This window comes from Pseudomonas sp. R11F, assembly GCF_050312575.1.
GTDB classification, from domain to species: Bacteria; Pseudomonadota; Gammaproteobacteria; order Pseudomonadales; family Pseudomonadaceae; genus Aquipseudomonas; species Aquipseudomonas palleroniana.
This window is the reverse complement of sequence record NZ_JBNPJU010000055.1, coordinates 1-23,199: the sequence shown is the minus strand read 5'-3', so window position 1 is coordinate 23,199 and position 23,199 is coordinate 1. Positions and strand designations below refer to the sequence as shown.

At 63.1% G+C, this 23,199-nt stretch carries 21 protein-coding genes; 7 read left to right on the top strand and 14 right to left on the bottom strand.

What is annotated here, in order from left to right:
- The first annotated feature begins 59 nt into the window (after positions 1-59).
- On the top strand, positions 60-917 hold the full coding sequence (gene xdhC / locus ACQRBV_RS15375; protein ID WP_104994496.1) for a xanthine dehydrogenase accessory protein XdhC: 858 nt from the start codon (positions 60-62) through the stop codon (positions 915-917).
- 7 nt (positions 918-924) lie between these two features.
- Positions 925-2,229 carry a guanine deaminase gene (gene guaD / locus ACQRBV_RS15370; RefSeq protein ID WP_411985195.1) on the top strand — a complete coding sequence of 435 codons (1,305 nt, stop codon included), beginning with the start codon at positions 925-927 and terminating at the stop codon, positions 2,227-2,229.
- Positions 2,230-2,288: 59 nt separating this feature from the next.
- Here guaD and ACQRBV_RS15365 read toward each other — a convergent pair whose 3' ends face one another.
- On the bottom strand, positions 2,289-3,053 hold the full coding sequence (locus ACQRBV_RS15365) for a GntR family transcriptional regulator (protein WP_060756181.1): 765 nt from the start codon (positions 3,051-3,053) through the stop codon (positions 2,289-2,291).
- Positions 3,054-3,287: 234 nt separating this feature from the next.
- Between ACQRBV_RS15365 and ACQRBV_RS15360 the strand changes: the two genes are divergently transcribed.
- Positions 3,288-4,481, top strand: a complete 1,194-nt coding sequence (locus tag ACQRBV_RS15360; protein WP_060756182.1) for a benzoate/H(+) symporter BenE family transporter — start codon at positions 3,288-3,290, stop codon at positions 4,479-4,481.
- A 49-nt stretch (positions 4,482-4,530) separates the two neighbouring features.
- Here ACQRBV_RS15360 and ACQRBV_RS15355 read toward each other — a convergent pair whose 3' ends face one another.
- From ACQRBV_RS15355 to gabT, 3 genes are all read right to left on the bottom strand, one after another.
- Entirely contained in the window at positions 4,531-5,019 is a 489-nt protein-coding gene (locus ACQRBV_RS15355) for an Lrp/AsnC family transcriptional regulator (RefSeq protein WP_003230384.1), read from the bottom strand.
- Between the two features lie 45 nt (positions 5,020-5,064).
- Entirely contained in the window at positions 5,065-5,712 is a 648-nt protein-coding gene (locus tag ACQRBV_RS15350) for a 2-haloalkanoic acid dehalogenase (RefSeq protein ID WP_244700030.1), read from the bottom strand.
- Positions 5,713-5,805: 93 nt separating this feature from the next.
- Complete coding sequence (gene gabT, locus ACQRBV_RS15345) at positions 5,806-7,098, bottom strand: 4-aminobutyrate--2-oxoglutarate transaminase (protein WP_411985196.1); 1,293 nt, start codon at positions 7,096-7,098, stop codon at positions 5,806-5,808.
- A gap of 192 nt (positions 7,099-7,290) precedes the next feature.
- On the opposite strand from gabT, the gene ACQRBV_RS15340 reads away from it, so the two are divergent.
- On the top strand, positions 7,291-8,217 hold the full coding sequence (locus ACQRBV_RS15340) for a 2-hydroxyacid dehydrogenase (protein ID WP_411985197.1): 927 nt from the start codon (positions 7,291-7,293) through the stop codon (positions 8,215-8,217).
- A gap of 49 nt (positions 8,218-8,266) precedes the next feature.
- Here the strand turns inward: ACQRBV_RS15340 and ACQRBV_RS15335 are convergent, their stop codons facing one another.
- From ACQRBV_RS15335 to ACQRBV_RS15290, 10 genes are all read right to left on the bottom strand, one after another.
- Positions 8,267-9,352: a tartrate dehydrogenase gene (locus ACQRBV_RS15335; RefSeq protein ID WP_411985198.1), complete on the bottom strand. Its 1,086-nt coding sequence runs from the start codon at positions 9,350-9,352 to the stop codon at positions 8,267-8,269.
- A 10-nt stretch (positions 9,353-9,362) separates the two neighbouring features.
- Positions 9,363-10,826: an NAD-dependent succinate-semialdehyde dehydrogenase gene (locus tag ACQRBV_RS15330; RefSeq protein ID WP_060756187.1), complete on the bottom strand. Its 1,464-nt coding sequence runs from the start codon at positions 10,824-10,826 to the stop codon at positions 9,363-9,365.
- Between the two features lie 117 nt (positions 10,827-10,943).
- Positions 10,944-12,101, bottom strand: coding sequence for an acetylornithine deacetylase (gene argE / locus ACQRBV_RS15325; RefSeq protein WP_411985199.1), 1,158 nt, complete (start codon positions 12,099-12,101; stop codon positions 10,944-10,946).
- A 43-nt stretch (positions 12,102-12,144) separates the two neighbouring features.
- Positions 12,145-13,986: an ABC transporter ATP-binding protein gene (locus ACQRBV_RS15320; RefSeq protein WP_411985200.1), complete on the bottom strand. Its 1,842-nt coding sequence runs from the start codon at positions 13,984-13,986 to the stop codon at positions 12,145-12,147.
- A gap of 1 nt (position 13,987) precedes the next feature.
- Positions 13,988-14,863, bottom strand: a complete 876-nt coding sequence (locus ACQRBV_RS15315; protein WP_060756190.1) for an ABC transporter permease — start codon at positions 14,861-14,863, stop codon at positions 13,988-13,990.
- On the bottom strand, positions 14,860-15,816 hold the full coding sequence (locus ACQRBV_RS15310) for an ABC transporter permease (RefSeq protein WP_090369320.1): 957 nt from the start codon (positions 15,814-15,816) through the stop codon (positions 14,860-14,862). Before ACQRBV_RS15310 ends, ACQRBV_RS15315 begins: the two co-directional genes overlap by 4 nt.
- Positions 15,817-15,835: 19 nt before the next feature.
- Positions 15,836-17,473: an ABC transporter substrate-binding protein gene (locus tag ACQRBV_RS15305; RefSeq protein ID WP_411985201.1), complete on the bottom strand. Its 1,638-nt coding sequence runs from the start codon at positions 17,471-17,473 to the stop codon at positions 15,836-15,838.
- Between the two features lie 95 nt (positions 17,474-17,568).
- Complete coding sequence (locus ACQRBV_RS15300) at positions 17,569-18,843, bottom strand: NAD(P)/FAD-dependent oxidoreductase (protein ID WP_090369318.1); 1,275 nt, start codon at positions 18,841-18,843, stop codon at positions 17,569-17,571.
- Positions 18,844-18,874: 31 nt separating this feature from the next.
- Entirely contained in the window at positions 18,875-19,543 is a 669-nt protein-coding gene (locus ACQRBV_RS15295; RefSeq protein ID WP_060756194.1) for a haloacid dehalogenase type II, read from the bottom strand.
- Between the two features lie 83 nt (positions 19,544-19,626).
- Positions 19,627-19,752: a hypothetical protein gene (locus tag ACQRBV_RS15290; protein WP_256679866.1), complete on the bottom strand. Its 126-nt coding sequence runs from the start codon at positions 19,750-19,752 to the stop codon at positions 19,627-19,629.
- A gap of 294 nt (positions 19,753-20,046) precedes the next feature.
- On the opposite strand from ACQRBV_RS15290, the gene ACQRBV_RS15285 reads away from it, so the two are divergent.
- The 3 genes from ACQRBV_RS15285 to ACQRBV_RS15275 are packed head-to-tail and all read left to right on the top strand — an operon-like array spanning position 20,047 to position 23,136.
- Positions 20,047-20,898 carry a GNAT family N-acetyltransferase gene (locus ACQRBV_RS15285; RefSeq protein ID WP_411985202.1) on the top strand — a complete coding sequence of 284 codons (852 nt, stop codon included), beginning with the start codon at positions 20,047-20,049 and terminating at the stop codon, positions 20,896-20,898.
- Between the two features lie 20 nt (positions 20,899-20,918).
- The gene (locus ACQRBV_RS15280) at positions 20,919-21,632 is read left to right on the top strand and encodes a cupin domain-containing protein (RefSeq protein WP_161549052.1); all 714 of its coding nucleotides are present in this window, start codon (positions 20,919-20,921) and stop codon (positions 21,630-21,632) included.
- A gap of 40 nt (positions 21,633-21,672) precedes the next feature.
- On the top strand, positions 21,673-23,136 hold the full coding sequence (locus tag ACQRBV_RS15275; protein WP_411985203.1) for an aldehyde dehydrogenase family protein: 1,464 nt from the start codon (positions 21,673-21,675) through the stop codon (positions 23,134-23,136).
- The last annotated feature ends 63 nt before the right edge of the window (positions 23,137-23,199 follow it).

Below are 23,199 nucleotides of genomic sequence, written 5' to 3'. Positions count from 1 at the left end.
CGAGCGTCACGGTATGCATTCCCACGCAAAGCGTGGGAACGATCTGACTGGAGGTGACTATGAACAACTGGATCAGCGCCCTCGCCGACCTGCAGAACCAGGGTGAACCCTGCGTGCTGGTGACCATCATCGAAGAGCTCGGCTCCACCCCGCGCAATGCCGGTTCCAAGATGGTGATCAGCGCCGCGCAGAGCTTCGACACCATCGGCGGCGGGCACCTGGAATACAAGGCCATGCAGATCGCCCGCGACATGCTCGTGCGGGGTCAGCAGAACACTCATCTGGAACGCTTCAGCCTGGGCGCGAGCCTGGGCCAGTGCTGCGGCGGCGTGACGGTGCTGCTGTTCGAACCCATGGGCCAGGTGCAGGCGCAGATCGCGGTGTTCGGCGCCGGCCATGTCGGCCGTGCACTGGTGCCGTTGCTGGCGAGCCTGCCGTGCCGGGTGCGCTGGATCGATTCGCGTGATCAGGAGTTTCCGCAGCACATCCCCCAGGGCGTGCGTAAAATCGTCAGCGAAGAGCCGGTGGACGAAATTGCCGACCTGCCGGTGGGTAGTTACTGCATCGTCATGACCCATAACCATGCGCTGGACCTGGAACTGACCGCCGCCCTGCTCAAGCGCAATGATTTTGCGTATTTCGGCCTGATCGGTTCGAAGACCAAACGCGTCAAGTTCGAACACCGCCTGCGTGATCGCGGCTTCGACACCGCACAACTGCAACGCATGCGCTGCCCCATGGGCCTCACCGAGGTCAAGGGCAAGCTGCCGGCAGAGATCGCCATCTCCATCGCCGGTGAAATCATCGCCACCTATAACGCCCATTTCGGCCAGCACACCGCGAGCGCCGAACCCATTGCCAAGCTGCTGCCGGCGTCCCGTCGCAGCCAAGCTTCGACTCCTTTTGCCAAGCATTGAGATGACCATGCCTTTGACTCGCAAAGCCTACCGTGCCGCCCTCCTGCACAGCATCGCCGACCCCGCTGAAGTCGGGATCGAAGCCTCCTATGAGTATTTCGAAGACGGCCTGCTGGTGATCGAAAACGGCAAGATCAGCGCGCTCGGCCATGCCGGGGACCTGCTGCCGACCCTGCCCGCCGATATCGACATCACCCATTACCAGGATGCGCTAATCACTCCCGGCCTGATCGACACCCATATCCACCTGCCGCAAACCGGCATGGTCGGCGCCTATGGCGAGCAGTTGCTGGACTGGCTCAACACCTACACTTTCCCGTGCGAAAGCCAGTTCGCCGACAAGGCGCACGCCGAGGAAGTCGCCGACATTTTCATCAAGGAACTGCTGCGCAACGGCACCACCACCGCATTGGTGTTCGGCAGCGTGCACCCGCAGTCAGTGAATGCGTTCTTTGAAGCAGCCGAAAGGCTTGACCTGCGCATGATCGCCGGCAAAGTGATGATGGACCGCAATGCGCCGGACTACCTCACCGACACCGCCGAATCCGGCTACCAGGAAAGCAAGGCGTTGATCGAACGCTGGCATGGTAAAGGCCGCCTGCACTATGCCGTCACGCCGCGCTTCGCGCCGACCAGCACACCGGAGCAATTGGCGCTGGCCGGCCAACTGCTCGGCGAATACCCGGACCTGTACATGCAGACTCACATCAGTGAGAACAAGCAGGAAGTCGAATGGGTGAAAGCGCTGTTCCCGGAGCGCAACGGCTACCTGGACGTGTACGACCACTACAAGCTGCTGGGTGAGCGTTCGGTGTTCGCCCATGGCGTGCATCTGTGCGATGAAGAGTGCGCACGGTTGGCCGAGACCGGCTCGGCGGTGGCGTTCTGCCCGACGTCGAACTTCTTCCTCGGCAGCGGCTTGTTCAACCTGCCGATGGCCGAGAAACACAAATTGAATGTGGGCCTGGGCACGGACGTCGGCGGCGGCACCAGCTTCTCACTCCTGCAAACCTTGAACGAAGCCTACAAGGTCATGCAGCTGCAGGGGGCGCGGTTGAGCCCGTTCAAATCGCTGTACCTGGCGACCCTGGGCGGCGCGCGCGCACTGCGCCTGGAAGACAAGATCGGCACCTTGCAACCTGGCACCGATGCGGACTTCCTGGTACTGGACTACAACGCCACGCCACTGCTGAGCTATCGCCTGAAGCAGGCCAATAACATTGCCGAGACGTTGTTTGTGTTGATGACGCTGGGGGATGACCGCACGGTGTTGCAGACGTATGCAGCCGGCCAATTGGTGCACCAACGCTGACTCAACCAACACCCCACAGCATTGTGGGAGGGGCTTGCCCCTTCCACAATTGATTGGGTTTACAACTTTATGGACGAGCGCCCCGGCTTCTTGGTCTGCAGCAAATGCGAGAACACCGCATGCAGGTCATCCGATGCGCTCTCTTCATCGAGGTTGAGCTTGCTGTCGATGTGATCCATGTGGTGCATCATCAGGTTCACCGCCAGCGTCGCGTCGCGCGCTTCGATCGCGTCGATCAGCTGGGTGTGCTCATCATAGGAACAGTGCGAGCGGTTGCCGCTTTCGTACTGGGCGATGATCAATGAGGTCTGGGACACCAGGCTGCGCTGGAAGCTGATCAGCGGCGCATTCTTCGCCGCTTCGGCCAGCTTCAGATGGAATTCACCGGAGAGGCGGATGCCCGCGCCACGGTCGCCACGGGAGAAACTGTCGCGCTCGTCATTGACCATCTGACGCAACTCGGCCAACTGATCGGCAGTGGCGTGCTGCACCGCCAACTCGGTGATCGCACGTTCCACCAGACGCCGGGCCAGGAATACCTGGCGTGCCTCTTCCACACTCGGGCTGGCCACCACCGCACCGCGATTGGGCCGCAACAGCACCACGCCTTCATGGGCCAGGCGCGAAAGTGCACGACGAATGATGGTGCGGCTCACGCCGAAGATCTCGCCCAGTGCTTCTTCACTCAATTTGGTTCCGGGCGCCAGGCGCTGTTCGAGGATCGCCTCGAAGATATGCGCGTAGACGATATCGTCCTGGGTTCCGCTGCGACCGGCCTTGCCGGCACGCGGTTGTTTCTTGAGAGGTTGCAACTGTTCGTTCATGGGCACTCGGGTTTGGAGAACGGCGGCGAATTAACGGTGATACGGCAGCTTCAGGGTAATACGGCAACAACGGGTCGCTGGCAAGTATCACCTAAAAACAACGCACATTGTACACAACCCAGTACGCCAACACACTGTACGGCTGTTTGCGGTGTCGGCTGTATTGCAATGCCTTGTCACGTTTGAGTTTAGGCTTGAATCCGCTATTTCTCCGGTAAAAGGAACACCCCCCACATGTCCAACGCCACCCACGCGCCTTTGCGCCCGCTGGCCGACACTTCCGCGTCCGCCGTCGTCGCCGGCTTTATCGCCATGATGACCGGCTACACCAGCTCCCTGGTGCTGATGTTCCAGGCCGGACAAGCCGCCGGTCTGACCAGCGCACAAATTTCTTCGTGGATCTGGGCGATCTCCATCGGCATGGCGGTGTGCAGCATTGGCCTGTCGCTGCGCTACCGCACACCGATCACCATCGCCTGGTCCACACCCGGCGCGGCGCTGTTGATTACAAGCCTGGGTGGCGTGAGTTACGGCGAGGCCATCGGCGCCTTCATCACGTGCGCCGTGCTGGTGACGATCTGCGGGATGACCGGCAGCTTTGAAAAGCTGGTCAAACGCATCCCCGCATCGTTGGCGGCGGCATTGCTGGCCGGGATTCTGTTCAAGATCGGCAGCGAGATTTTTGTCGCCGCACAGCATCGCACCGGCCTGGTACTGGGGATGTTTTTCACTTATCTGATCATCAAGCGCCTGTCAGCGCGCTATGCGGTGCTGGCCGCGCTGATCATCGGCACGCTGCTGTCGGGGTTGATGGGCCTGCTGGACTTCAGCGGCTTTCATCTGGAGGTGGCGACACCTGTGTGGACCACGCCGCACTTCTCGCTGGCGGCGACCATCAGCATCGGTATCCCGCTGTTCGTGGTGGCGATGACTTCGCAAAATATGCCCGGCGTTGCCGTGTTGCGAGCCGACGGCTACAACGTGCCCGCCTCGCCGCTGATCACTGCCACCGGCCTGGCCTCGCTGGTGCTGGCGCCCTTCGGCTCCCACGGCATCAACCTGGCGGCGATCAGCGCGGCGATCTGCACGGGCCCCCACGCCCATGAAGACCGCAACAAGCGCTATACCGCCGCGGTCTGGTGCGGTGTGTTCTATGGCATAGCGGGCGTATTCGGCGCCACGTTGGCGGCGCTGTTTGCGGCCTTGCCCAAGGAGTTGGTGCTGTCGATTGCCGCCTTGGCGTTGTTTGGCTCGATTATCAATGGCCTGAGCATCGCCATGAATGAACCGAAGGAACGCGAAGCGGCGCTGATCACCTTTATGGTCACCGCGTCAGGCTTTACCTTGTTTTCCATCGGTTCGGCGTTCTGGGGGATTGTGGCAGGGGTATTGACGCTGCTGATTCTGAACTGGCGCACACGCACTTGAGGGCATGGACGGCTTCAAGCACGCCGGCCATGTCTTGCGCGGGACGGTGTCAGTGGCGCAGAAGCTTGCGCAACGGCACACCGTCCTTCAACACCGGTGACTTGATCACGATGTAGCTGAAGTACTTGGAGATGCCGATGTTCTTGTCCAGCAAGCCCTCCACAACTTCCTGATAGTGCTGGATGCTGCGGGTCATGAAGCGCACCAGATAGTCGTAGCCGCCACTGATCAAGTGGCATTCGAGCACTTCGTCCACCAGGCGGATGTTGGATTCGAACTTGGCGAAATCTTCACGCTTGTGGTCGCTGAGGGTGATTTCGGTGAATACCGTGACCGAATCGGTGATCTTGGCCAGGTTCAAATGCGCCTTGTAGCTGGAGATATACCCGGCTGACTCCAACCGCTTGACCCTCTGCAGGCACGGGCTTGCAGACAACCCCACGGCATCGGCCAGGCTGACGTTGGTCATCCGGCCGTCTTTTTGCAATTCCACCAGAATACTGATGTCGATCCGGTCCAGCTTGACGAGCCCTTCCATTGCGTACCTCTTGACTGCCGTTTGTAAGACAATCTTCTAGCAAGATCAGCGCCGTAACGACAACTGATGCTGAGCCACCAAGTCAGCCATGCTGTTGATGCAATAGTCGGCCGCGCACGGCACGGGCTGTCGAGCCCGCTGACGGCCGATCAGGCAGCGATCCAGCGCCAGGTCGGCGTCCACTGAAGGTTGGGTTACATGCAATACAGGCTGGACCTGCGGGCCTTGCTGGTCAAGCCATTGTTGGGCATCGACCAGTGAGATGAAATCGTCGGTTTCTATACCCAGGCGCTCGCACAACAGCCCACGGTCTTCGAAATTGCGGTCGCCACGCACCAGCAGGCGATAGAACTTGCGCAAGTACAGCATTGCCCCGGGCGCATCTTCGAACAGCGACCAGTTGCCTGCCGAACGAGCAAAACTCATCCCCTCCTCCCAATTGGCCGCCAGCCCCCAGCGCTCAGCCAGTTGCCGATGGGCGAAACACAACATGCCGCTGACGCCAAGCTCGGCAAAACGTGGGTACAGGCCCGTGATCACCGTGTGGAACTCGGCCAGTACCTCTTCCCGAGGCGGCGGCTTGCCACCCCGGCTGTCGAGCAGCGGCTGCAACGCCGTCAGCACGCCCGAGTCGCGATCCACCAGGACGCCATCACAATCGATCAGCAACGCGCGGTAATCGGTCAGTCCCATGCGGTTCAAGCCTCCAATGATGCAGTGTGGTCGTCCGTGCGCCATAACGGTTCACGGACGGTGCCGCCATCAGGTCCCGAGGCGGGCCCTGGCTCAGTTCAAGACCCGTGCCAAGGCTGCATCGAGAATCTGCACGGCCTCGTCGACCTGCGCCTCGGTCACCACCAGCGGCGCGAGGAAGCGCAACACGTTGCGGTGCACGCCGCATTTGATCACCAACAAACCACCGGCGCGGGCTTCATCGATCACCCGCTGATTCAGCTCGGCATCCGGGGTGCGCGCCGAATCATCTTTGATCAGCTCGATCGCCAGCATGAAACCGGTGCCGCGCACATCACCAATCCGCGGGTAGCGCGCCTGCAAGCCCAACAGGCCCTGGCGCAGGCGCTCGCCCAGCACTTGGCTGCGCGCCAGTAAGTGCTCCTGTTCGAACGCCGTGATCACCGCCAGCGCCGCCGCGCACGCCAAGGCGTTGCCACCGTAGGTGCCGCCCAGGCCACCGGGCAGCGGTGCATCCATGATGTGGGCCTTGCCCACCACGCCGGACAACGGCAAACCGCCGGCCAGGCTTTTGGCCACGGTCACCAGGTCAGGCTGGATTCCGGCGTGCTGGAAACCAAACCAGGTGCCGGTGCGGCCGAAACCGGTCTGGATCTCATCCAGGATCAGCACAATGCCGTGCTTGTCGGCCAACGCACGCAACGCCTGGAGAAACTCGGCCGGCGCCGTGAGGAAGCCACCATCGCCCTGCACCGGTTCGATGATGATCGCCGCCACGCGCTCCGGGGCAACCTGGGTGGCCAGCAATTCATCCAGCGCCTGGAGCGCCAGTGCACTGGTCACGCCGCGATAAGCATTGGGATAAGGGGTATGGAAAACCTCCGGCGCAAATGGCCCGAAGTTCTGTTTGTACGGCTGGCTCATGCCGGTGAGCGTGGTCCCCAGCAACGTACGGCCATGGAAACCGCCGCGGAAGGCGATGACCGCCGAACGATTGGTATGGGCGCGAGCGATCTTCACCGCATTCTCCACCGCCTCGGCGCCGGAGGTGAAAAACGCCGCCTTGTAATCGTCCTCCCCACCGACCAGTTCACACAGGCGCTGGGCCAGGTCGAGATAAGGCTGGTACGCCACCACCTGGAAGCAGGCGTGGGAGACTTTCTGCAACTGGGCCTGCACCGCCGCCACCACTTGCGGATGGTTATGGCCGATGTTCAACACGCCGATACCGCCGACGAAGTCCAGATAGCGCTTGCCTTCCACGTCCCACAACTCGGCGCCCTGGGCGCGATCGATCACCAGCGGATGCGCGGTGATCAGGCCGCGAGGTACGAATTGATCGCGCTGGCGGAGCAAATGTGGGGTTTCGTCGACTCTGCTGTTCATGGCATTTCCCATTGTGAGACCGGCAACCTGAGACGGTTGCGATGCCACTCAGAGTACGACCTGGCGGAAACGAACTGCACCGAACTTGCCCCGTGAGAAATTCGGATCAACTGTTTTGCCCCTGTGTTTCAACAGATCCTGCGCCGTGCCTGGAGGATGATGAGGGCTACTTTCAACCCTGCGGAGATGCCCATGGCTCTGCTTTACAAATCCGACCCGATACGCGGCGAGCGCTGGCGGGCACTGTTCGCCGAACACGCACCGGACATCGAATGGCGCGCCTGGCCCGACATCGGCGACCCCGCCGAGATCGACTACCTGGCCGCCTGGCTGGCACCCGACAATCTCGAGCAACGGCTGCCCAATCTGAAAGTGCTGTTTGCGGTATCGGCCGGGGTGGATCAACTCGACCTCGCCCGTTTGCCGGCGCAGCTGCCCGTGGTGCGCTTGCTCGACCCCGGCATCACCCGCGGCATGTGCGAATACGCGAGTTGGGCCGTGCTCAGCCTGCACCGCGACATGCTGCGCTACCGCCAGCAACAGCTGGCGCGCTGCTGGCAGGCGCACCTGTTGCAACCGGCGGCGAACCGCCGCGTCGGTGTGATGGGCCTGGGCGCCCAGGCCCAACAGATCCTCGCGACGCTGGCGCCGTTGGGGTTTGCCTTGTCGGGCTGGGCACGCAGCCCTCATCAGTTGCCGGGTGTGGAGTGTTTTGCCGGTGAAGCGCAATTGCCGGCGTTCCTCAACCAGTGCGATATCCTGCTGTGCGTGCTGCCGCTGACCGAGCAGACCCAAGGCATTCTCAATCGGCGCCTGTTCGCCCAACTGCCCAAGGGCGCAGCGCTGATCAACATGGGGCGTGGCGGGCACCTGGTGGAAGAGGATTTGCTGCAAGCCCTGGCCAGCGGGCAACTCAGCGGCGCAGTACTGGATGTAGTGCAAGAGGAACCGGCGCCGGCGGACCATCCGTTCTGGGGCCACCCACAGATCCTGCTCACGCCCCATATTGCCGCGATGACCCAACCGGACAGCGCGTTTGCGGTGTTATTGGAGAATATTCGGCGGCATCAGCGTGGCGAGCCGATGCTGGGTGAGGTGGATCGCAGCAAAGGTTATTGATTGCCCCCCTATCCGTTACCACGGCAACGGATAGGGGCCCCGGGCGTCGTCAGCGCACCAGCCTCTGGGTAATCGCCGCGCCCACTTCCTGGGTCGATGCCTTGCCGCCCAGGTCTGGCGTGATCACCCCCTCGGCAATCACCGCTTCGATCGCCTGCAGGATGGCGTCATGGGCCGCCCGATAGCGCGCATCGCCATTGCCGAGGAAATCCAGCATCAGTGCCCCCGACCAGATCATCGCAATCGGGTTGGCAATATTCTGCCCGTAGATGTCCGGCGCCGAGCCGTGCACCGGTTCGAACAGCGAAGGAAAGCGGCGCTCGGGATCGAGGTTGGCCGACGGCGCAATGCCGATGGTGCCCGCACACGCCGGCCCCAGGTCCGACAAAATGTCGCCAAACAGGTTGGACGCCACGACCACGTCGAAGCGATCCGGCTGCAGCACGAAGCGTGCGCACAGGATGTCGATGTGCTGTTTGTCCCACGTCACCTCTGGGTAGTCAGCCGCCATCAGCGCGGTACGTTCATCCCAGTAAGGCATGCTGATGGAGATGCCATTGGACTTGGTCGCCGCCGTGAGCTTCTTGCGCGGCCGGCTCTGGGCCAGATCGAAGGCGAACTTGAGTATGCGATCGACGCCGCGCCGGGTGAATACCGACTCCTGCAACACGAACTCATGTTCGGTGCCTTCGAACATCTTGCCACCCACCGATGAGTATTCACCCTCGGTGTTTTCACGGATGACCACGAAATCGATATCACCCGGCTCGCGCCCGGCCAGTGGGCATGGCACGCCAGGAAACAGCCGGACCGGGCGGATATTCACGTACTGGTCGAAGTCGCGGCGGAACTTGAGCAGCGAGCCCCACAGCGAAATGTGATCCGCGACCTTGGCCGGCCAGCCCACGGCGCCGAAGTAAATGGCGTCGAAGTCCTTGAGCTGCTCGAACCAGTCGTCGGGCATCATCTGCCCGTGTTGCAGGTAGTAATCACAGTGGGCCCAGTCGAACACTTCGATGCTCAGGTTCAGGTCCCAAACCCTGGCGGCCTGCTCCACTATCCGCAGCCCTTCGGGCAACACTTCCTTGCCGATGCCGTCGCCGGCAATGGCGGCGATTCTGAATGCCTTGCTCATGGATCCTGCCTCACTCGTTCAACCCGCCAATGTGAAAAGCTTTGACTTCAAGGTACTCGTCCAGCCCGTACTTGCTGCCTTCGCGCCCCAGCCCCGATTGCTTGATGCCGCCGAACGGCGCGACTTCCATCGAGATAATCCCGGTATTGAGGCCCACCATGCCGAACTCGAGGGCCTCCCCAAAGCGCCATGAGCGCGCCAGGTTCTGGGTGAAATAGTAGGCGCCCAGGCCGTACGGCGTGGCGTTGGCCAGGGCCAGTGCCTGTGCCTCGTGGGTAAAGCGCATCAGCGGCGCCACCGGGCCGAATGTTTCTTCGTTGGCCAGCAGCATTCCGGCGTGAGCGTCGCCCAGTACCGTGGGCTGCACGAACGGGCTGTCGTCAGTCGGGATTGCGCCGCACAACAGCGTCGCGCCCTGGCTCAAGGCATCCTCGATATGCCGCGTCACTTTGGTGACCGCCGCCGGGTTGATCAACGGGCCAATGCTCACGCCCTCCTCCAGGCCGTGGCCGACCTTGAGTTTGTTCACCTCTTGCACCAGGCGCGCGGCGAAGCGCTCGTAAATACCGTCCTGCACCAGGATGCGATTGGCGCACACACAGGTTTGCCCGGCATTACGAAACTTGCTGAGCATGACCCCCGCGACCGCCTGCTCGAGATCGGCATCGTCGAACACCACAAACGGCGCATTGCCGCCCAGCTCCAGGCTCAACCGTTTGATGTGCTCGGCGCTTTGGCGCATCAGCAGGCGGCCGACGGCGGTGGACCCCGTGAAGGAAATCTTGCGCACGCTCGGGTTGCCGGTCAGTTCCGTGCCAATACCGGCAGGCAGCCCGGTGATCACGTTGAACACGCCGGCCGGGATGCCGACGCGCTCGGCCAGTACCGCCAGGGCCAGGGCCGACAACGGGGTGAGGTCCGATGGCTTGACGATGATCGGGCAGCCGGCGGCCAAGGCCGGCGCGCACTTACGGGTGATCATCGCATTGGGGAAATTCCACGGCGTGATAGCGGCACACACGCCCACCGGCTGCTTGAGCGTCAGCAGACGCCGGTCGCCGCTGGGTGCCGGCATGGTTTCGCCGTAGACCCTGCGCGCCTCTTCGGCGAACCACTTGACGAAGCCCGCGCCGTAGCGGATCTCACCCTTGGCTTCATTGAGCGGCTTGCCCTGCTCGCGAGTCATGATCAGCGCCAGGTCATCGAGGTTATCGAGCATGGCCTGGTACCAGCGCTCCAGCAGCGCGGCGCGTTCGGCGGCCGGGCGTGCACGCCAGGCGGGCCAGGCACGCTCGGCGGCTTCGATGGCGCGGCGGGTGTCGACCGCGTCCATGGCCGGTACCCTGGCGAGCACCTGGCCGGTGGCAGGGTCGAGGACGTCCAGAGTGGCGCCGCTGTCGGCGGCGATCCATTGGCCATCGACATAGGCGAGTTCAGTAAGGAGGCTGGGGTCTTGCAGGCGAGTAGTGAGCATGGTCGGGTCCTGGTTCGAGACACGCTCCAGTCTAGGGAGGTGCCACGAACAAGGATGCCGAAAGCGTCGCGTGGGCAGCGTGGCCTGCTGAAATTGCGCCCAGGACGGCAGGCTCTGCTAGGCCTTCAATGAACCGAGCAGGCCGTGCAGGAACACCTCTCCAGCCTCCATCTGGCTGATCTCGATAAACTCATCGGGCTTGTGCGCCTGTTCGATCGAGCCCGGCCCGCACACCACCACCGGAACATCCAGGCGCTGCTTGAACAGGCCGCCTTCGGTGCCGAAAGACACCTTGGCAGTGCCCGTGTCCGGCGCGGCAAACTGTTTGAGAAAGCGCACCGCTTCGACGCTGGGATGGGTATCCAGGCCCGGGTAGACGTTGAGGGTCTCGATCTCGATAGCCGCGACGCTCGACAGTTTCTTCGCCTCCTGCACGATCACTTCGGCCCGCTCGCGCAGTTGCTCCAGGAAGTGCTCGAGGTCGTCGGCCGGTAAGTTGCGCACCTCGAAATCCAGGGTGCACAGGTTCGGCACGATATTCAGCGCCTTGCCCCCGACAATCTGCCCGACATGCACGGTGCTGTAGGGCACGTCGTAATCGGTGTCCTGGGCGCCATGGTGCTGCAACTGCCGCTGGCTCTCACGCAGCGCGGCGATAAAGTCGCAGGCCACATGGATGGCGTTCACCGAACGCGGCGCCAGCGACGAGTGCGCCTCCAGGCCACGGCAATAGGTGCGGTAGGAACCCTTGCCCTTGTGGCCCAGCACAAATTGCATGTTGGTCGGCTCGCCCACCACGCACAGAAACGGCCGTACCGGCGCCAGATGCAGCACATCCAGCAAACGTCGCACGCCGACGCAGCCAATCTCTTCATCATGGGACAGGGCCAGTTGCAACGGGCGACTCAACGGGTGATCGGCCGCCTCGAGCATCGCGTCAATGGCCAGGGCGATAAAGCCCTTCATGTCGCAACTGCCACGCCCATAGATCCGCCCGTCCTGGACGGTGGCGGCGAACGCCGGAAAGGTCCAGGCCTGCCCTGCCGCCGGTACCACGTCGGTGTGCCCGGAGAGCAACACGCCAGGCTGGCCCTCAGGGCCGGTACTGGCGAACAGGTTGGCCTTGCGCCCGCTGGCGTCCTTGACGATCAGCGACTCGATGCCACGGGTCAGCAGCAGGTCACGCACATATTCGATCAAGGCCATGTTCGACTCCGATGAAACGGTGTCGAACGCCAGCAGTTTTTTCAGGATATCCAGTACGCGAGGTTTCATCAGACCTGGCTCCGTTGCAGGGCAAAAAGGGCAAGGCGCCGACTCATGCGCAGGCTCCCGAAGTTTCAATCACCCGGCCTTGCTGGGTCTTGAGCAGTTGGGCAGCGTCATGGTGGCAGAGAATTTCACTGCCATTGTCCAAGACGCGCCGGCTGGGCGGCACGCTGTTGCACAGGCCGTCGACGCGCATCGGGCAGCGATTGAGGAAGCTGCACAGTTGCAGCCCGCCGGCGTTTGCACCCACCGGCGGCAACGTGCCGCTGGTCGCGCCGCACGTTTCCAGCCAGCCCTGGCGCAATTCCGGCACCGAGTGAATCAACAGGTCGGTGTAGGGATGGAACGGTGGCTCGGCAAACGTCTGGCGGCTGCCGGCCTGGACCTTCCGGCCGCTGTACATCACCACAATGTCATCGCACAGCGCGCGCACGGTGGAGATGTCGTGGCTGATAAACAGGTAGGACACACCCAGTTCCTGGCGCAGGTCGCGCAACAGTTCCAGGATCGCCGCCCCCACCACGGTATCCAGGGCCGAGGTGACTTCATCGCACAGGATCAGGTCCGGCTCGGCGGCCAGCGCCCGGGCCAGGTTGACCCGCTGCTTCTGCCCACCGGACAACTCGCTGGGGCGCCGGCCGGCCAAGGTGCGTGGCAGGCGCACCAGGTCAAGCAATTGCTCGGTGCGCTCGCGCAACGCCTTGCCCTTGAGGCCGAAGTACATTTTCAACGGCCGGCCGATGATGGCCTCCACGCTGTGCATCGGGTTGAGCGCGGTGTCGGCGTTCTGGAACACCATCTGGATGCGTCGGAACTGTTCCGGCGTGCGCTCGGAAAGGCAGCCTCCGAGCGGCTGGCCGTCGAACGTGAGGCCACCCAGGGCGGGCGGCAACAACCCCGCGACCACCCGCGCCAGGGTCGACTTACCTGAGCCGGATTCGCCGATCACACCGATCGCCTGGCCCCTGCGCACGGTGAGGTCGATGCCTTCGAGCACACGGATCAGCGGCAGGCCCTGCGCATTTTTGTTGCCGTAGCCGGCCGTCAGGCCGCTGATGGTCAGCAGTGGCGTGTCTTCGGCGATGCCGGACGGCGGACGGATGGTCGCGTCCGGCTGCGCGGCCGCCAGCAGGCTGCGCGTGTAGTCATGCGCCGGGGCATCGAGCAGCGGCGCGGTGGCGCTCTGTTCGAGAATCTGGCCATTGTTGAGCACCACGATACGGTCGGCCATCTGCGCCACGACCGCCAGGTCATGGGACACATACACCGCCGTCGCGCCGCGTTCGCGTACCACGCGCTTGAACGCCCGCAGCACGTCGATCTGCGTGGTCACATCCAGCGCCGTGGTCGGCTCATCGAGCACCACCAGCAAGGGATCGCTGATCAGCGCCATCGCCGCCATCACCCGTTGCAACTGCCCGCCGGAGACCTGGTGCGGGTAGCGTTGGCCGATGCGCTCCGGGTTGGGCAAGGCCAGGTCACGGAACAGACCGATCGCCTTGGCCTCCAACTCGACGCGGCTACCCAGCCCGTGGATCAGGGCGCCTTCTACCACCTGGTCGATGAGCTTTTTCGCCGGGTTGAACGCGGCGGCCGCACTCTGCGCGATATACGACACGCGGTTGCCGCGCAGCTTCTGCAACTGGCTTTCGCTCGCGGCCAGCATGTCGTGCTCGCCGACACGCACCACCCCGCCGGACAACCGACACCCACGTCGCGCGTAGCCGAGCAACGAAAGGGCAATGGTGGTCTTGCCGGAGCCGGACTCGCCGATCAACGCCAGCACCTGGCCCTGCTCCAGCGAGAAGCTCACGCCTTTGACGATTTCCACTTCGCCGTGCTCGCCACAGGCGACGACACGCAAGTCTTCGACACGAATCAATTCCGTCATTTCAATGGCCTCCCGCACGTCGACTGCGTCGGGAAGACAGATAGTCGATCAACAGATTCACGCCGATGGTCAAGGTGCCAATGGCCAGCGCCGGAATGACGATAGCCAACGCACCCTGGCTGAGGCCGCCGATGTTTTCGCGCACCAGCGAGCCGAGGTCGGCGTCCGGTGGCTGCACGCCCAGGCCCAGGAAGCTCATGCCGGCAAGCAATAGCACGATGTAGCCGAAACGCAGCCCCAGGTCGGTCAATACCGGGTTGAGCATGTTCGGCAGAATCTCCCGGCACGCCACATACAGCCGGCCCTCGCCGCGGGTACGCGCAACCTGCACGTATTCCAGGGTCTCGATGTTCACCGCCATGCTGCGCGCGACGCGGAACGAGCCGGGGATGTAACTGATCACCGCCGTGCAGATCAGCAGCGTCACCGACGAGCCGAATGCCGAGACCATGATCAGCGCGAACATTTTGCTCGGGATGGAAATGAAGGCATCCATGATGCGGCTGAGGATTTCGTCCAGCCACTTGGGCGACACCACCGACACCAGCGCACACAAGGTGCCCAAGGTACTGGCCAGCACCGCCGCCACCAGCGCCAGGCCGACGGTGAAGCGGGCGCCGACCATCACGCGGCTGAGCATGTCGCGGCCCAGGTAGTCGGTGCCGAACGGATGAGCCAGGCTGAAGCCGTCGAAGACGTTATCAGACACCACTTCGCCCACCGGGTGCGGCGCCAGCCAGGGGCCGACCAGCGCCAGCAGTAACCAGGCCAGGCACACCACGCCACCCAGCAGCCCCAGCCAGGACGGGCCGCTGGACGCTTTGGCCAACGCCAGGGCGGAGGAAGCAGGCTTGCCTTTCGCAATGAGCATATTCATTGGTTTCTCAGCCTCGGATTGGACAGGATGGCGCACAGGTCGGCGATTAACACCAGGCCCAGATAGGCCGCGCAGAACAGCATGCTGCACGCCTGCACCAACGCCATGTCGCGGTTGGTCACGGCATCGACCATCAAGCTGGCGATGCCGGGATAGTTGAAGATGGTTTCGACGATCACCACACCGCCCAGCAAATACGAGAGGCTCAGGGCGATGGCATTGGCAATCGGGCCGATCGCATTGGGCAACGCATGGCGCAGCACAATGCGGATCGGGCCGACGCCTTTGAGACGCGCCATTTCCACATAAGGGCTGTCGAGCTGATCGATCACTGCCGCGCGGGTCATGCGCGCCATTTGCGCGACGATCACGCAGCACAGCGTCATCACCGGCAAGGCATAGGTGCGCATGAACTGCCAGGGGGAGCTGATATCACTCGCATAAGACAGCGACGACAGCCACCCCAGGTTCACCGCAAAAATCAGCACCGCCAGGGTCGCCACCAGAAACTCCGGCACCGCGACCATGGCCAGGGTGATAAAGCTCAGGATGTTGTCGATGCGCCCGCCCCGCGCCATGGCAGAACCGATACCCAGCACCATGGCCACCGGCACCGACACCAAAGCCGTGGCACTCGCCAGCATCAAGGTGTTGGGTGCCCGGCCGCCCATCAATTCGCTGACGGGCATGGCGCTGGAGGTCGACATGCCCAAGTCACCGCTGAGCAGGCTCATCAACCAGTGCAGGTAGCGCAGCACACCGGGCTGGTCGAGCCCCAGTTTCAGGCGCAATGCCGCCACCTGTTCCGGGGTGGCGAACTGGCCCAGGGACTGTTGCGCCGCATCCCCCGGCAGTACCGCCGTGATCGCGAACACGACCATGGACACGATCAACAACGTCACGGCCCCGGCGCCGATGCGCCGCCCGATCAACCACAGTGTAGTGCTATTCATCGTCCTGCCCTCGCGGTGCTCAAGCGTCCAGCCAGACTTGCTCGGCAAACATGTAGCCCATGAAACCACCGAGCGGATTGGCTACGTAGCCCTTCACACGCTTGTCCACGCCATCGATGTTGCTGATGAACACGGGCACCCCGATACCGCAGTGGTCGTGCACCAGCGCCTGCATGTCGTGGTACATCTGGGTGCGCTTGGCGTCATCGGTTTCGGCACGGGCCAGCAACAGCAACTGGTCGAACTGATCGTTCTGCCAGCCCGACTCGTTCCAGGGCGCCTTGGACTGGAAGAACTGCGAGAACATCACGTCGGCGTTCGGCCGTGGGTTGATGTTGCCGAAACTCAACGGGTGCTTCATCCAGTGGTTGGACCAGTAGCCATCGGTGGGCAGGCGGTTGACGTCAAGCTTGAGCCCGGCCTGTTTGGCCGATTGTTGCAACAGCACGGCGATGTCCACCGAACCGGTCGCGGCCGGCGAAGCCACCAGCGGCATGGTGATGCTCTCCATGCCGGCTTTCTTGAGCAGGAACTTGGCCTTTTCCGGGTCGTATACGGTTTGCGGCAGGTCGCTGTTGTAGTAGCGCGCGCCCGGCGAAATCGGGTGGTCGTTGCCGACAACCGCATAGCCGCGGAACACGGCGGACTTGACCTGTTCGCGGTCCAGCAGCAGCTTCATGGCCTGGGTGAATTCCGGGCTTTTGCCGGGCATCTGGTCCTGACGAATGATCAAGTCGGTGTAGTTGCCCGACGGCGCATCGACGACCCGGTGCTTGGGGCTGGCGCTGATGCGCGTGGTCGAACGCGGGTTGACTTCGTTGATCATGTGCACGTCACCCGACAGCAGCGCGTTGATCCGCGATGGCTCATCGGCGATGGCAATGAACTCGATCTCATCTAGGTAAGGCAGGCCCGGCTTCCAGTAGTTCTTGTTACGCACGGCAATCGAACGCACACCCGGCTTGAATTCGCCGACGGTGAACGGCCCGGTGCCGATGCCTTTGTTGAAATCGGTGGTGCCCTCCGGAACGATCAGCAGGTGCGACACCGCGAGGATCGACGGCAGCTCGGCGTTGGGCGCGCTGAGGCGGATCTGCACTTCATTCGGCCCGGTGGCCTTGATCTCGGTGAACTGCTCCACCAGCGCCATGACTTTGGAACCCGTCAACGGGTCCTTATGCCGGCTCAGGGAGAACACCACGTCGGCGGCAGTCAGTGGCTTGCCGTTGTGAAAGGTCACGTCCTTGCGCAGCGTGATGGTCCACAGCGTGGCGTCGACATTGTCGATGCGTTCGGCCAGCTCCAGGTGCGGGGTCATGTGGCTATCGAAGCGCGTCAGGCCGTTGTAGAACATGTATTGGCGCGCGTAGTCGGTAGACAGCGCGCCCTTGGCCGGGTCGAGGGTGTCGGCGGTAGACGTGGACATACCGGCCACGCGGATCTTGCCGCCCGGCTTGCCCTTGCCTTCGGCCGGTGCTTCATCGGCCCACAATTTGCCGGCCGTACCGAACAAGCTGCCCGCACCGGCCGCCGCTACACCGGCGAGGCCGAGCATTTGCAAGGCATTGCGCCGCGACATGCCGCGATTGAGGCTTTCGAATACCCGCAGGCTCTCTTCACCGGAGATGAGCGAGGGCGTGGTCTTGTTGTCTGTCATGGCAAGGCTACCTGTCGAAAATTAAAAGGTTCGAGTGCTCACGGTTATCCGGAGCGTTCTGGAAACACACACGACGGTGAGGCAACAGCGGCAACTCAGTGTAAGTAGTCCTGAAAGCGGTAATAGGCGCCCACGAACGGCAGGAACCAGGGTTTGCCGAAATGCCCGGGGATCGCCGGCCACTCGAGTTCACGCCACGGGTTCGCCGCGGCATTGCCGGCCATCACCTCGGCCATCACCTGGCCCATGTGCACTGACATCTGCACCCCATGGCCGCTATAGCCCATGGAATGAAACACGCCGCCATGTTGCCCGGCACGTGGCAGGCGGTCGGAGGTCATGTCCACCAGGCCGCCCCAGCAGTAATCGATCTTCACCTGCGCCAACTGCGGAAACATGTTCAGCATCGCGGCCTGCAGTACCTTGCCGCTCTTGGCATCCGACACGCTGTTGGACATCGCAAAGCGTGCACGCCCGCCGAACAGCAGACGGTTATCCGGGGTCAGGCGAAAGTAATTGCCGATCATGCGGCTGGTCACATAGGCGCGGTGCTGCGGCAATAGCTGGTCGATGAGCGCCTGGGGCAACACTTCGGTAACGATGACAAAACTGCCCACCGGTACGATGCGTCGGCGATACCAGCCAAGCCCACCGTGCTGGCAGGCACCGCTGGCCAGCAACACTTGACCGGCGTGCAGCGAGCCGCGCGCGGTGTTGACTTGATAACCACCGGCCTGCGCTTTCCAGTCATTGACCAGCGTGTGCTCATGGATCATCGCGCCGCGTCGCGCCGCCGCCTCGGCCAGGCCCACACCAAAACGCCCGATGTGCATTTGCACGCCATTGCGTTGCAGCAAGCCGCCGTGAAACTGCGCCGAATGGACTTCGGCTCGGGTCTGGCCGGCGTCGAGCAACTCGACATCAGCGTCGACTTCACGGCGGATCAACTCGCAGGTGCGCGCCAACCCTTCGTAATGCAGGGGCTTGGCCGCCAGCTTGAGCTTGCCGTTACGCACCATGTCGCAGGCGATCTGCTCCTGGTCCACCAACGACACCACGGTCTGCACCGCGCTTTCATAAGCCTGGTAATAGTCCCGCGCCTTGGCGGCTCCGAGGCTGGCATGCAGCCCGGCATAATCCTGGGCCACCCCGGTATTGCATTGCCCACCGTTGCGCCCCGAGGCTTCGCCGACCACCCGCCCGGCATCCAGCACCACCACACTGGCGCCGCGCATGGCCAACGCCCTGGCCGCCGACAGGCCGGTAAACCCGCCACCGACCACCGCCACGTCGACCTGCCTGGGCAGGTCACCCAACTGCGCGCCGGTGAAGGCGGGTGCGGTGTCGAGCCAATAGGATTCACTGCCCATGTTTAACCTCGTACGCCGATGACGTTGGTGTTTACAGACCGACCAGGCCCGGCAAGCCACCGATATCGGTGATCTGCTGGTAGCCATAGGCGGCATTGCCTGCGGCTTCATGTCCGCGGGCAACAAACGCCTTGTGCTTGATCTTCATGTCGTGGGCCGACATCAGGTCGTAACGGAAGCTGGACGACACATGCAAGATGTCTTCCGGCCCGCAGCCGAGGTTGTCGAACATGAATTCGAACGCTTGCAAGCGTGGCTTGTAGGCTTGGGCCTGCTGGGCGGTGTACACCTTGTGAAACGGCGCACCGAGCTTTTCGACGTTGGACATGATCTGACTGTCCATGGCGTTGGAGAGAATCACCAGGGGAATCTTGTCGGCGATCTTCGACAGGCCGGCCGGCACGTCCGCATGGGGACCCCAGGTCGGCACGGCGTCGTAATACAGCTGACCTTCTTCACGATAGTCGATGCCCCAGCGCTTGCAGGTACGTGCCAGGGCGGTCTTGAGAATTTCGTCGTACGGCCGCCAGTCGCCCATCACCTGATCAAGGCGGTAGGCGGCAAAATCCTTGACGAACTGATCCATCTGCTCAGGCGCGATGCGATCCGCGAACAGCTCGCGGGTCAGCGGGCCCATCTGGAAGTTGGTCAGCGTACCGTAGCAGTCAAACGTAATGAATTTGGGACGAAGAAAGCTCATGGGGGTGCGGTCCTGGAGTCAGTGGAAGGTGGCAAGCATTCGCGGCTCTGACGGCGCGTCGGCCTCGTTGCAGCACAGCTTCATTACACCACTGTGAAATCAGCAGATGGCGTCAAAAAAGCGCCCGCCTCAATACAAAGCACCGTTTTTGCCGCCAGCGCCAGCAGAGTTTGCGGCGCGCTCCAGGCTTGGGCGAAGCCCGTATTCATGCGCTTTAATGGGCCTTTTTGGGCACGAAGGCTCAAGGCTGGGGATGATCAGCGGCAGAATGTGTGGTGGACAACCTTTCTATAAAGAAGCGCTGCGTGCACAGCGCTGAACAGGCCCGTCAGCCGTGAGGCATTTGCTGCTGAGCACCCCCTCCGATTTGGTAGTAACTATGGTGGCGTTACCCTCCTGCACGGCAAATCTACCGAATGCTGCGCGCCCTCTTGCCAGCCCGCAAAGCAGGTGGGATACAGGCATTTCAACGACCCTCAACCCGTGCTCAACGGAGGCCCGCCATGGCTGCCCTGCCACACTCTGATTACCTCTATCGCTCAATGACGGTCGCCGACCTCCCAGCCGCCCATGACCTGTCGGTGCAACTCAAATGGCCCCACCGCCTGGAAGATTGGGCGATGCTGCAACGGGTCAGCGATGGTTTTGTGGTACTCGACGATGAGCGCCTGATCGGCTCGGCGTTCGCCTGCCCCCAGGGTGATTACACAACGATCGGCCTCGTGATCGTCAGCGACGACTATCAGGGCAAGGGCATCGGCCGACGCTTGATGGAAATGGCCCTGAAGGCCTGCCGAACCAGCACGCCACTGCTCAACGCGACCCTGGCCGGTGCACCGCTTTATGCCAGCCAGGGGTTTGTCGAGTTTGGCTATGTGCAGCAGCATCAAGGTCAGGTGCAGGTTCCCGAACTGACCGCTCTGGCCGCAGGCGAAACCTGCCGCACGCTGAATGCCGATGATCATGCCGCCCTGATCGACCTGGCCAGCGCCGGTAGCGGCCTGGACCGCCGCGAGATTCTGCGCGATCTGCAAGCGGAGCACGCCGTAGGCATCGAACGCGACGGCCAGTTGCGCGCGATTGCACTGCTGTACCCCTTTGGTCGCGGGCGCTGCATCGGCCCGGTAGTGGCCGAGACGCTCGAGCAGGCCAAGCACCTGATCGGCACGCTGCTGGCCGAGGTACCGGACGCCTTTGTGCGCATCGATATCCCGGCCGAATGCGGCCTCAACGACTGGCTCGAGCAGGCCGGTTTGAAGTGCGTCGACAAGGTTGCACGCATGGCCAAGGGTGAACCGCCCAAAGCCCGCGCAGGCATACATGCATTTGCCCTGATCACCCAAGCCGTCGGCTGATTTCTCCTGGAGTATTGCCCATGTTTCCCCCCCGTATCCTCATGCTCGCTCGCGCTGACGGCAGCCCTGTCGACACGCCCTTGCGCAACGCGGCCCTGAGCACGCTCGACCCCTTCGGCAACACCCGCCGGCTGGCCTGGCTGAGCGACGACGGCGTGTCTGCCGGCCTGGTCGCGTTCAGCGGCGAAGCGGTGATCGAAGACTTCCCCCACAGCGAAACGCTGGTGGTTCACGCAGGCTCAGTCCTGCTGCACAGCGCCGAGCAGACGTTGGAACTGGGCGTCGGCGACAGCGCGGTCATCGGCCGTGGCACCCGCCTCACCCTGCAGGCGACTCCAGGCACCTGCTGGGCCTTCTGCGCCGTGGACCTCGCCGACGCCCCGCTGCGCCCCGGCCTGACCTGGCTCGACCCGCGTGCCCAGCTCAACCCGTCAGCCGCACCCGACGCACACATCCTGATCGGCCCTGCGCCGCAATGCCGCGCCAACAACCTGTTCGACGACGCCAGCACCGAACTGCGCGTCGGCATCTGGGACTCGACGCCCTATGCCCGCCACGGCCGCCCGCACAAGCTGCACGAATTGATGTACCTGATCGAAGGCAACATGACGCTTCAGGACGCTGAGGGTGTCGATCTGACGGTCAACACCGGAGACACCGTGTTCGTCGCCAAAGGCGCGCCCTGTGCCTGGCGCGGCTCGGTGTATGTGCGCAAGGTTTACGCGGTGAAATAAGTTCGCAACGCCCGTTATCGCTCCAGGGAGCCCGTTGAACATGACTACACACTCTTCGAACCACCCCAGCGTCGATGCCCACGTATTGGCCAGGTTCTACATCAATGGCCAGTGGGTTTCGCCGGCTGTTCCGGCCAGCCTCGGGGTGATCAACCCGGCCACCGAACAGGAGGTGGCGCAGGTGGCGCGCGGCACCGCCGAAGATGTCGATCGCGCCGTTGCAGCGGCGCGTGAGGCGTTTCCCGGTTGGGCGGCTTGCGCCCCTGCGGAGCGCGCCCGCGTACTGGGCAAGATCCATACGCTGATCCTGGAACGCAAGGAAGAGCTGGCCCAGGCACTGTGCCTGGAGATGGGCGCGGCGATAGGTTTCGCACGGGCCATGCAGGTGCCACTGGCGGCCGAACACGTGCGCGTCGCACGTGATCTTTTGGCCGACTATCGCTTCCAGACGCTGGAAGGCAGCACCGCGATCGAGCGCGAACCCATCGGCGTATGCGGGCTCATCACCCCGTGGAACTGGCCGCTTTACCAGATCACCGCCAAGGTTGCCCCGGCGATTGCCGCCGGCTGCACCGTGGTGCTCAAACCCAGCGAACTGTCGCCGCTGAGCGCGTTGCTGTTCGCCCAGTTGGTGCACGATGCCGGCCTGCCGCCCGGGGTGTTCAACCTGGTCAATGGCAGTGGCCACGAGGTAGGTGCTGCCATGGCGGCGCACGCTGACATCGATATGATTTCCATCACCGGCTCCAACCGCGCCGGCGCGCTGGTGGCGCAAGCGGCCGCGCCGACGGTGAAACGCGTGACCCAGGAGCTGGGCGGCAAGTCGCCGAATGTGCTGCTGCCCGATGCAGACTTTGCCAAGGCCGTGCCGCTGGGCGTGATGTCGGCATTTCGCAACGTGGGGCAATCCTGCAGCGCACCGACGCGGATGATCGTGCCCCGGAGCAGGCTGGCGGAAGTCGAAGCGCTGGCAGCGGCCACCGCCAATGGCATCGTCGTCGGTGACCCGCAGTCGGAGGACACCGTACTCGGCCCGATTGCCAACCAGGCACAGTTCGAGCGTGTCCAGAGCATGATCGAAGCCGGCATCGCCGAAGGCGCGAAACGGGTCTGCGGTGGCCCCGGGCGCGTACCGGGCTTTGACAAAGGCTTCTATGCCCGCCCGACCGTGTTTTCCGATGTCGCGAGCAGCATGCGCATCGCCCAGGAAGAAATTTTCGGCCCGGTGCTCTGCATCATCGCGTATGACAGCCTCGATGAAGCCGTCGCCATCGCCAATGACACGGTGTACGGGCTGGGCGCGCATGTGCAGGGGCAGGATATCCAGCTTGCGCGTGCCGTGGCGTCGCGCATTCGCGCCGGGCAGGTGCACCTGAACCATCCCGCCTGGGACCCGATGGCGCCCTTTGGTGGTTATAAGCGTTCGGGCAATGGCCGCGAGTATGGCGTGCAGGGTTTTGAAGAGTACCTGGAGACCAAGGCCATTGTCGGATTCGGTGCCTGATATCCACTGTAAACAAGAGGGGGCTTGCTCCCGATAGCAGAGGGTCAACTGACCCACCGCTAT

Bases quoted from the DNA above. Each gene is read 5' to 3' on its own strand.
- gabT (WP_411985196.1), bottom strand. From the start codon at position 7,098: ATGAACAGCAGAGTCGACGAAACCCCACATTTGCTCCGCCAGCGCGAT.
- ACQRBV_RS15360 (WP_060756182.1), top strand. From the start codon at position 3,288: ATGTCCAACGCCACCCACGCGCCTTTGCGCCCGCTGGCCGACACTTCC.
- ACQRBV_RS15290 (WP_256679866.1), bottom strand. From the start codon at position 19,752: ATGAATACGGGCTTCGCCCAAGCCTGGAGCGCGCCGCAAACTCTGCTG.
- ACQRBV_RS15320 (WP_411985200.1), bottom strand. From the start codon at position 13,986: ATGACGGAATTGATTCGTGTCGAAGACTTGCGTGTCGTCGCCTGTGGC.
- ACQRBV_RS15315 (WP_060756190.1), bottom strand. From the start codon at position 14,863: ATGAATATGCTCATTGCGAAAGGCAAGCCTGCTTCCTCCGCCCTGGCG.
- argE (WP_411985199.1), bottom strand. From the start codon at position 12,101: ATGAAACCTCGCGTACTGGATATCCTGAAAAAACTGCTGGCGTTCGAC.
- ACQRBV_RS15355 (WP_003230384.1), bottom strand. From the start codon at position 5,019: ATGGAAGGGCTCGTCAAGCTGGACCGGATCGACATCAGTATTCTGGTG.
- ACQRBV_RS15305 (WP_411985201.1), bottom strand. From the start codon at position 17,473: ATGACAGACAACAAGACCACGCCCTCGCTCATCTCCGGTGAAGAGAGC.
- ACQRBV_RS15275 (WP_411985203.1), top strand. From the start codon at position 21,673: ATGACTACACACTCTTCGAACCACCCCAGCGTCGATGCCCACGTATTG.
- ACQRBV_RS15295 (WP_060756194.1), bottom strand. From the start codon at position 19,543: ATGAGCTTTCTTCGTCCCAAATTCATTACGTTTGACTGCTACGGTACG.
- ACQRBV_RS15350 (WP_244700030.1), bottom strand. From the start codon at position 5,712: ATGGGACTGACCGATTACCGCGCGTTGCTGATCGATTGTGATGGCGTC.
- ACQRBV_RS15365 (WP_060756181.1), bottom strand. From the start codon at position 3,053: ATGAACGAACAGTTGCAACCTCTCAAGAAACAACCGCGTGCCGGCAAG.
- ACQRBV_RS15340 (WP_411985197.1), top strand. From the start codon at position 7,291: ATGGCTCTGCTTTACAAATCCGACCCGATACGCGGCGAGCGCTGGCGG.
- ACQRBV_RS15310 (WP_090369320.1), bottom strand. From the start codon at position 15,816: ATGAATAGCACTACACTGTGGTTGATCGGGCGGCGCATCGGCGCCGGG.
- guaD (WP_411985195.1), top strand. From the start codon at position 925: ATGCCTTTGACTCGCAAAGCCTACCGTGCCGCCCTCCTGCACAGCATC.
- ACQRBV_RS15330 (WP_060756187.1), bottom strand. From the start codon at position 10,826: ATGCTCACTACTCGCCTGCAAGACCCCAGCCTCCTTACTGAACTCGCC.
- ACQRBV_RS15280 (WP_161549052.1), top strand. From the start codon at position 20,919: ATGTTTCCCCCCCGTATCCTCATGCTCGCTCGCGCTGACGGCAGCCCT.
- ACQRBV_RS15300 (WP_090369318.1), bottom strand. From the start codon at position 18,843: ATGGGCAGTGAATCCTATTGGCTCGACACCGCACCCGCCTTCACCGGC.
- ACQRBV_RS15285 (WP_411985202.1), top strand. From the start codon at position 20,047: ATGGCTGCCCTGCCACACTCTGATTACCTCTATCGCTCAATGACGGTC.
- ACQRBV_RS15335 (WP_411985198.1), bottom strand. From the start codon at position 9,352: ATGAGCAAGGCATTCAGAATCGCCGCCATTGCCGGCGACGGCATCGGC.
- xdhC (WP_104994496.1), top strand. From the start codon at position 60: ATGAACAACTGGATCAGCGCCCTCGCCGACCTGCAGAACCAGGGTGAA.